The following is a 9,017-nucleotide window of genomic DNA, read 5'->3' as shown; positions in this document are numbered from 1 at the left end:
CTGGTTACAAACATGGATATATTGAACATGAGCGTCCTTCGGGCAAAGCCCTAATGGACGATCACCACCTTCCTAGAAGGTGGTTTAAGGGTTGAAAACAAAAAGGCGACCAAATGGCCGCCTTTCTCACATAACACCAAAATAATTAGCGTCTATTTTTTGTCAGTTCGATCACTCGAAGCTGAGCAATGGCTTTAGCCAGTTCACTGGCCGCTTGTGCAAAGTCCATATCGCCATGCTGATTTTGGATATTCTCCTCAGCCTTGCGCTTGGCCTCTTCTGCCTTAGCTGCGTCTAGTTCGTCACCACGAATCGCAGTATCAGCCAGTACAGTCGCTGTACCAGGCTGAACTTCAACAATACCACCAGAAACATAAATGATTTCTTCGTGGCCGTGTTGCTTAACAATACGCACCATACCAGGCTTAATAGCGGTCAGCAGCGGAGTGTGTCCATGGAAAATACCAAGTTCACCTTCGCTCCCGGTCACCTGAAACGTTTCAACTAGCCCAGAGAAGATGTTCTTTTCTGCACTTACTACGTCCAAGTGAAAGGTTATTGCTGCCATATCGCCTCCTATTTAGCCTTATAGCTTCTTAGCATTCTCAATAGCATCGTCGATTGCACCACAGTACATAAACGCTTGCTCAGGAATGTCATCGTATTCACCAGCTAGTAGACCTTTGAAGCCACGTAATGTCTCTTTAAGAGATACGTAGATACCAGGGTCACCTGTAAATACTTCCGCTACGTGATAAGGCTGAGTAAGGAAACGCTCAATCTTACGTGCACGTGATACTACGAGTTTGTCTTCTTCTGACAGCTCATCCATACCTAGGATTGCGATGATATCTTTCAGCTCTTTATAACGCTGAAGTGTAGACTGAACGCCACGAGCTACGTCGTAGTGTTCCTGACCTACTACCAATGGATCAAGCTGACGTGAAGTCGAATCCAATGGATCAATCGCTGGGTATAGACCCATCGCTGCGATGTTACGGCTAAGTACAACCGTTGCATCTAAGTGAGCAAACGTCGTTGCTGGAGATGGATCCGTCAAATCATCCGCTGGTACATATACCGCCTGTACAGACGTGATAGAACCCGCTTTTGTTGATGTGATACGTTCCTGTAGAACACCCATCTCCTCAGCTAGTGTTGGCTGATAACCTACCGCAGATGGCATACGACCTAATAGAGCCGATACCTCTGTACCCGCAAGGGTATAACGATAAATGTTATCGATGAACAACAGTACGTCACGACCTTCGTCACGGAAACGTTCTGCCATTGTCAAACCAGTCAGTGCAACACGTAGACGGTTGCCCGGTGGCTCGTTCATCTGACCATATACCATTGCTACTTTAGACTCTTCAGGATTCTCAACGTTTACAACGCCCGCTTCCTGCATCTCATAGTAGAAATCGTTACCTTCACGAGTACGTTCACCAACGCCCGCGAATACTGAAAGACCTGAGTGTTGTAGTGCGATGTTGTTGATAAGTTCCATCATGTTAACGGTCTTACCTACACCTGCACCACCAAATAGACCAATTTTACCACCTTTAGCAAATGGGCAAATCAAGTCGATTACTTTAACACCGGTCTCTAGAAGTTCAGACACATTGGACTGTTCTTCATAACTTGGTGCTTCACGGTGAATAGCATAGTGCTCTTCCGCGCCAATATCACCACACTCATCAATCGCATCACCTAATACATTCATGATACGACCAAGAGTTTTAGTACCTACTGGTACAGTGATTGGAGCGCCAGTATTCTCTACTACTAATCCACGACGTAAACCATCAGAGCTACCCATTACGATTGCGCGAATAACGCCACCGCCAAGCTGTTGTTGAACTTCAAGAACCAAACGTTCTTTCGCTTCAATAACATTCAGAGCATCGTATACACGAGGTACTTCGCCCTGTGGGAACTCTACGTCGACTACCGCACCGATGATCTGTACGATCTTACCTGTAGCCATCGTTAATCCTCTAACTAATTAGTTTTACCTATGCTTAAACCGCTGCTGCGCCCGATACGATCTCAGACAGTTCTTGTGTAATAGCCGATTGACGGGCTTTGTTATACACAAGTTCTAAATCTTCAATCAGGTCACTAGCATTGTCTGTAGCTGCTTTCATCGCAATCATTCGAGCTGCTTGCTCACAAGCAAGATTCTCTACCACACCTTGATACACTTGAGATTCAACATAACGAATCAATAGTGCGTCTAGTAATGGTTTCGGCTCAGGCTCATAGATATAATCCCAAGAATGAGTGCGTTTCATATCTTCGCTATCCGATTTAGGCAAAGGTAGTAATTGATCGATCGTTGGTTCTTGAACCATAGTGTTAACAAACTTGTTATACACTACGTATAGACGATCTAACTCGCCTTCATCATATTTCTTCAGCATTACACCAACTGAACCGATCAAGTCTTCCAAGCTTGGATCATCTCCAAGGCCAGATACTTGAGCAGCCACTTTAGCGCCACTGTTATTGAAAAATGCTGTTGCTTTTGAACCGATAACGGCTAAATCAATTTCAGCATCTTTCCCTTTCCACTCTTGCATGTCTAACATGGCTTTTTTGAACAAGTTAATGTTCAGGCCACCACACAAGCCGCGGTCAGTAGAAATCATGATGTAACCAACACGTTTGGCTTCACGTTCTTCTAAGTACGGATGTTTGTACTCAAGGTTTCCGTTTGCCAAATGACCGATCACTTTACGCATTGTTTCAGCATATGGACGAGAAGCTCCCATCGCGTCTTGAGAACGACGCATTTTAGAAGCAGCTACCATTTCCATCGCTTTCGTGATCTTTTGAGTGCTTTTAACACTCCCGATCTTAGTACGAATCTCTTTTGCGCCGGCCATCGTATTACTCTCTCTTTATGATAACTTCGTTAATGGTGACCCTAAGGTCACCGACTCACTTATCAATTACCAGGTCTGGGTTGCTACGAAATCGTCAACAATCTTTTTAAGTTGTGCTTCGATTTCATCATTGTATGCACCCGTCGTATCGATCTCTGTTACAAAATCGGCAAACTGGCTACGAGCAAACGAAAGTAGTGCATCTTCGAAATCAGCAAGCTTATTTAGCTCGATAGTTTCCAAATATCCACGTTCTGCCGCAAAGATAACTAGTGATTGGTCAAAAACAGACATAGGAGCATATTGTTTCTGCTTCATTAGTTCTGTTACTTTTTGACCATGGTCTAGCTGCTTCTTAGTCGCTTCATCAAGATCCGATGAGAACTGTGCAAACGCTGCAAGTTCACGGTATTGAGCTAGTGCTGTACGGATACCGCCAGATAGCTTCTTGATGATTTTCGTCTGAGCTGAACCACCTACACGAGATACTGAAATACCTGGATCAACAGCAGGACGAACACCTGCACTGAACAGTTCAGTTTGTAGGAAGATCTGACCATCAGTAATCGAGATTACGTTGGTTGGTACGAATGCTGATACGTCACCGGCTTGTGTTTCAATGATAGGCAATGCAGTTAAAGAACCTGTCTTACCTTTCACTTCACCTTTAGTGAAACGCTCTACGTACTCTTCGTTTACACGAGCAGCACGCTCTAGTAGACGGGAGTGTAAGTAGAATACGTCACCTGGGAAGGCTTCACGGCCTGGTGGACGTTTAAGTAGTAGAGAAATTTGACGGTAAGCTACCGCTTGTTTAGATAGATCATCATAAACAATCAGTGCATCTTCACCGCGATCTCGGAAATACTCACCCATCGCACAACCTGCATATGGTGCAAGGTATTGCAACGCAGCAGATTCAGAAGCAGATGCAACAACAACGATAGTGTTAGCTAACGCGCCGTGCTCTTCTAGTTTGCGAACCACGTTAGCAATAGTCGATGCTTTCTGACCGATCGCTACGTAGATAGAGTAAATACCAGAGTCTCTCTGGTTAATGATGGCATCAATTGCCATCGCTGTTTTACCTGTTTGGCGGTCACCGATGATAAGTTCACGCTGTCCACGACCGATAGGGATCATGGAGTCAACTGACTTATAACCAGTTTGTACAGGTTGGTCTACCGATTTACGGTCGATTACACCCGGAGCGATAACTTCTACAGGAGAAGTCAGTTTCGCTTCGATTGGACCTTTACCATCGATAGGCTCACCCAGTGTGTTTACCACACGACCAAGCATTTCAGGACCGACTGGTACCTCAAGGATACGACCAGTACCTGTTACTTTCATGCCTTCTTGTAGGTCGGCATAAGGACCCATTACTACCGCACCTACCGAGTCACGCTCAAGGTTAAGTGCTAGTGCGTAACGGCCACCCGGTAGTTCAATCATTTCACCTTGCATCACGTCCGCTAGGCCGTGAATGCGAATAATACCATCGCTTACCGATACGATAGTACCTTCATTACGAGCTTCACTTACAACATCGAAAGATTCGATACGTTGTTTGATTAGGTCGCTTATTTCCGTGGAATTAAGTTGCATGCTCCAATCCCCATCAAGACTTCAATGCATCGCTCAAACGATCAATTTGACCGCGAGTTGAGTTATCGATGACTAGGTCTCCGGCTCGAATAATAACCCCACCAAGTAGGGTCTCTTCTACACTACAATTCAGGTTAACTTTACGTTCTAGACGTTTTTCAAGTTTTTTGCTGATTTTTGTAAGTTGTTCTTTGGTCAGTTTAGAGGCAGAAATAACTTCTACATCAATCACTTTTTCCAGTTCATGTTTCAGAACTAAAAACTCTTCACAAACTTCAGGAATAGCCTTTAATCGACCATTCTCAGCCATCACCTTAATAAGGTTTTGACCATGTTCATCAAACTGATCGCCACAAACGGCAACAAAGATATCTGCAAGTTTATCTGCAGAAACAGAACCGGTTAACAGCTCTGCCATATCTTCGTTATTTACTACTTCAGTAGCAAAAGTAAGCATTTGGCTCCATTGATCCAATGCCTCTTTTTCTACCGCAAAGTCAAACGCTGCTTTGGCATAGGGGCGTGCTATTGTTGTCAGTTCAGACATATTGCACCCCTTGCATTAAAGTTTTGCAGTAATGTTGTCGAGAATATCTTTTTGCGCATCTTTATCGATAGAGCGCTCCAAAATTTTCTCCGCACCAGCTAAAGCCAGAGTAGCAACTTGTTTGCGCAGTTCATCTTTCGCGCGATTACGTTCTGCTTCAATTTCTGCTTCCGCTTGAGCTAGGATTTTCTGGCGTTCTGCCTGAGCTTCCTCGCGAGCTTCATCAATAATTTGAGCTTTACGTTTGTTCGCTGAATCAATGACCTCAGTTGCTGTGCGCTTCGCTTCTTTCATTTGATCTGAAGCGTTAGCTTGTGCTAAATCCAAGTCTTTTGCTGCTCTTTCCGCAGCATGTAGACCGTCAGCAATTTTTTTCTGACGTTCTTCAATAGCACCCATAATTGGCGGCCATACATATTTCATGCAGAACCACACAAACAGTGTAAATGCTATTGCTTGACCTAGCAGAGTTGCGTTCATATTCACAACAGCTACTCCTCTATTTTGTTCACCAACGAAAAATTGCTAATCAACGACAAAGTTTATGACTTTGTTCTGTTGATTAACCTAGTTGACCAACAAATGGGTTAGCAAATGTGAATAGAAGTGCTATTACGATACCAATCATAGGAATCGCATCAAGTAGACCCGCGATGATAAACATCTTAACTTGTAGCATAGGAGCCATCTCTGGTTGGCGCGCAGCACCTTCAAGGAATTTACCACCTAGAATTGCGAATCCAATCGCAGTACCAAGAGAAGCAAGACCGACGATAAGACCCACGGCGATTGCTGAAAAGCTCAGTAAAGTTTCCATTACTATCTCCAATTTATAGTTGTTGGCTTAATGTGCCTAATAAAAGCTGTAAAATTTAATTAGTGATCCGGGTCTTCATGTGCCATCGATAGATATACGATAGTCAGCATCATGAATACAAACGCTTGGATACAAATAATCAGAATATGGAATATTGCCCATGGAAGAGCACCTACCCATTGTAACCACCACGGTAGCATTGCCGCGATAAGAATGAATACAACCTCACCTGCAAACATGTTACCGAATAAACGCATACCAAGAGAAAGAGGTTTAGCCAATAGCGAAACAACTTCTAAAAGTAGGTTAAACGGTATCATCACAGGATGATTGAATGGATGTAAAGCCAATTCTTTCGCAAATCCGCCCAGACCTTTTATCTTGATGCTGTAATAGATCATCAAGGCAAAAACGCCCAGAGCCATTGCCATGGTGATATTTACATCAGCAGAAGGAACCACTTTTAAATAAGGGATACCTAGCCAATGTTGTGCTGGATACGGTAAGAAATCAATTGGAATTAAATCCATGATATTCATTAGTAATACCCAACAAAAGATAGTCAGTGCCAACGGGGCAATCAATGGGTTGCGTCCATGAAAGGTTTCTTTGACGTTATCAGCGACAAATTCAACCAACATTTCTACAGCACATTGGAGCTTACCCGGTACACCTACTGTTGCTTTCTTTGCTACAGAGCGAAATACCCAAAGGAATAACATCCCTGTAAACACAGAAAAAAACAGGCTATCGATATTCACGTTCCAGAAACTGGTCTCCTCCGCTACTAAACCCAATTTATACAAAGAGAGGTTAGTAAGGTGGTGCTCAATATATCCGGACGCTGTTAGCGCTTCACCTGGCGCAGCCATAACTCATCCTATTTTTTTTTGTTAATGAATAGCGCGGGCAAAAAGATGTTAATCCCTAATGCCAGCAAATAGGTTAGCTTCAGGGGAACTAAGTCCACCTGCATACACATGTAAACAGCAGAAAACAGAATGACAGTAATTAGGATTTTTAATGCTTCACCAGTATAAAACGAAACCGTCACTGCTTTCGCAGCTCTAGCCCCACTGTACATAAAAGCGAAAAGCGCAAATACGGCATTGGCGATAACAAAAATACCCCCACCGATTAACGCAGAAACTCCCCAATCAACACTAATGGCCAAAGCCATTCCTGCTGCTACAACTGTAACCACGCTAGATTGAATCAATAACAATCGCTTTGCAAGCTCTCGCCCTGGTCGCGCTAGCGTAGCTACCATGTATTCATACCTCTATATTAATTCCAACGGCGTACTATATACGTCCACATCACTGTGCTTGGAAAAACGGCGAAAATTATACGGTCAGTAACTATTAATGCAATACAAATGCAGCATTAATTAACGTTTTTGTTTACAAACCTACAACTTTCACAAGAATTCTTGTAACAATTCATATTTTGGTGAAGATGATCACTCACTGTCGAGCAATTTTATTAATTGCTCTAATTTGTGAGGTTCATCAAATGTAATTGTCAATTTTGACTTTCCATTTGCAGAACGAATCAAAGCAACATTAGAGCCTAAAGAGTGAGTTAATCGCTCTGAAATCTCAATCGCTTCCTCATCGACAGATGCTTCTACCGGCTTAGGAGCTAAATACTTCTTAACATACTGCTCAGCCTGACGTACGGTCATCTGTTTTTCAGAAATAACCTGTGCAACGTCTGTTTGATCACCACTTTCCAAAACCAACAGAGCACGAGCGTGCCCCATTTCTAATTTTTTTTGTTCTACCAGCTGTTTAACATCACTATCAAGCTGATTGAGTCTCAGCAAGTTAGTCACTGTTGTTCTCGATTTACCGATGACTTCAGCGACTTGTTGATGCGTCAGTTCAAACTCATCTTGAAGACGCTCTAACGCTTGAGCTTCTTCGATGACATTTAGATCTTCTCGCTGAATGTTTTCGATAAGCGCCATGGCAATGGCGGCTCTATCTTCTACATTTTTTATAACACACGGAACCTTTTTTAAGCCCGCCTGTTTTGCTGCTCGCCAGCGTCTCTCACCCGCAATAATCTCATAGCGATTATCTTGCAGTTGTCGAACCACAATAGGTTGAATAATTCCTTGCGATTGAATTGAAGCAGCCAGCTCTTCTAGCGCCTCTTTCGACATCTCTTTACGTGGTTGATAGACACCAGGTTGTAAATTTGAGATCGCCAGCTCAGCTAAATTACCCTCAGCCGAAATTGACTGGCTCTCATCCGCAACCTGCTGTTTTTCTCTTGCAAGAGAGCTGGTTGCCAATAGGGCATCTAAGCCTTTTCCTAAACCACGTTTAGACATTTAGGTATATTCCTCTATTCCTTAAAAACTTATGCAGGGACTTCTTCGCGTCGAAGAATTTCCCCAGCTAACGCCAAATATGCTTTTGCACCTGCTGAATGCTTATCGTAATACATGGCCGGTCGACCATGACTAGGCGCTTCTGCTAATCGAACATTACGAGGAATAACAGTACGGTATACTTTACCACCAAAATGTTTCTTAAGTTGATCAGAAACTTCGTTAGACAAACGGTTTCTCGGATCAAACATGGTTCGTAATAAACCTTCTATTTTTAAGTTTTCATTTACAACAGCGGCTAACTTACTGATGGTATCCATCAATGCCGTTAAACCTTCTAGTGCAAAATACTCACACTGCATAGGAACTAACACAGAGTCAGCTGCTGCCATGGCGTTGATTGTAAGTAGGTTTAGTGAAGGTGGACAATCTATAAAGATGAAATCATAGTTATCGCGAATTAAAGCTAGTGCATTTTTTAACCTAACTTCACGGGCAAACACTTCCATTAATTTGATTTCTGCAGCCGTCACATCACCATTGGCAGCGATTAAATCGTATCCACCACTTGTCGTAGTACACACCACTTCTTCAAAAGGGGTATCTTCAACAAGAAGGTCATAAGCCGTGGCATCAACTTGGTACTTATCTACCCCGCTAGCCATAGTAGCGTTACCTTGTGGGTCAAGATCGATAACCAATACTTTGCGTTTGGTTGCGGCCATAGACGCTGCTAAATTAATGCATGTTGTCGTCTTTCCGACGCCACCCTTCTGGTTGGCTATAGCTATAATTCTTCCCACAGTAACCTCT

11 protein-coding genes are annotated in these 9,017 nt (G+C 43.3%); all 11 read right to left on the bottom strand.

All coding sequences use genetic code 11. The features are described 5' to 3' along the window. Positions 1-145 precede the first annotated feature (145 nt). The 11 genes from F0227_RS17460 to F0227_RS17410 all read right to left on the bottom strand — a co-directional run bounded on the left by F0227_RS17460 (position 146) and on the right by F0227_RS17410 (position 9,007). Positions 146-568 carry a F0F1 ATP synthase subunit epsilon gene (locus tag F0227_RS17460; RefSeq protein ID WP_171754527.1) on the bottom strand — a complete coding sequence of 141 codons (423 nt, stop codon included), beginning with the start codon at positions 566-568 and terminating at the stop codon, positions 146-148. An 18-nt stretch (positions 569-586) separates the two neighbouring features. Continuing rightward, positions 587-1,990, bottom strand: a complete 1,404-nt coding sequence (gene atpD / locus F0227_RS17455; protein ID WP_171754526.1) for a F0F1 ATP synthase subunit beta — start codon at positions 1,988-1,990, stop codon at positions 587-589. A 34-nt stretch (positions 1,991-2,024) separates the two neighbouring features. Then, positions 2,025-2,891 (bottom strand): F0F1 ATP synthase subunit gamma, encoded by an 867-nt coding sequence (gene atpG / locus F0227_RS17450; RefSeq protein ID WP_171754525.1) that lies wholly within the window; start codon positions 2,889-2,891, stop codon positions 2,025-2,027. A gap of 66 nt (positions 2,892-2,957) precedes the next feature. Next, on the bottom strand, positions 2,958-4,499 hold the full coding sequence (gene atpA, locus F0227_RS17445; RefSeq protein WP_171754524.1) for a F0F1 ATP synthase subunit alpha: 1,542 nt from the start codon (positions 4,497-4,499) through the stop codon (positions 2,958-2,960). Between the two features lie 13 nt (positions 4,500-4,512). Beyond that, the gene (gene atpH, locus F0227_RS17440; protein ID WP_171754523.1) at positions 4,513-5,046 is read right to left on the bottom strand and encodes a F0F1 ATP synthase subunit delta; all 534 of its coding nucleotides are present in this window, start codon (positions 5,044-5,046) and stop codon (positions 4,513-4,515) included. Positions 5,047-5,061: 15 nt separating this feature from the next. Continuing rightward, positions 5,062-5,532, bottom strand: a complete 471-nt coding sequence (atpF, locus tag F0227_RS17435) for a F0F1 ATP synthase subunit B (protein WP_171754522.1) — start codon at positions 5,530-5,532, stop codon at positions 5,062-5,064. Positions 5,533-5,608: 76 nt separating this feature from the next. After that, entirely contained in the window at positions 5,609-5,863 is a 255-nt protein-coding gene (gene atpE, locus F0227_RS17430; protein WP_171754521.1) for a F0F1 ATP synthase subunit C, read from the bottom strand. 59 nt (positions 5,864-5,922) lie between these two features. Then, entirely contained in the window at positions 5,923-6,735 is an 813-nt protein-coding gene (gene atpB, locus F0227_RS17425; protein ID WP_171754520.1) for a F0F1 ATP synthase subunit A, read from the bottom strand. 8 nt (positions 6,736-6,743) lie between these two features. Continuing rightward, entirely contained in the window at positions 6,744-7,133 is a 390-nt protein-coding gene (locus F0227_RS17420; protein ID WP_171754519.1) for a F0F1 ATP synthase subunit I, read from the bottom strand. 192 nt (positions 7,134-7,325) lie between these two features. Next, positions 7,326-8,204: a ParB/RepB/Spo0J family partition protein gene (locus tag F0227_RS17415; protein WP_171754518.1), complete on the bottom strand. Its 879-nt coding sequence runs from the start codon at positions 8,202-8,204 to the stop codon at positions 7,326-7,328. A gap of 29 nt (positions 8,205-8,233) precedes the next feature. Further along, entirely contained in the window at positions 8,234-9,007 is a 774-nt protein-coding gene (locus tag F0227_RS17410) for an AAA family ATPase (RefSeq protein WP_171754517.1), read from the bottom strand. Positions 9,008-9,017 lie beyond the last annotated feature (10 nt).

The sequence above is a fragment of the Vibrio sp. 99-8-1 genome, from assembly GCF_013114595.1.
Lineage (GTDB): Bacteria > Pseudomonadota > Gammaproteobacteria > Enterobacterales > Vibrionaceae > Vibrio.
This window is presented reverse-complemented; position numbering and strand designations above follow the sequence as displayed.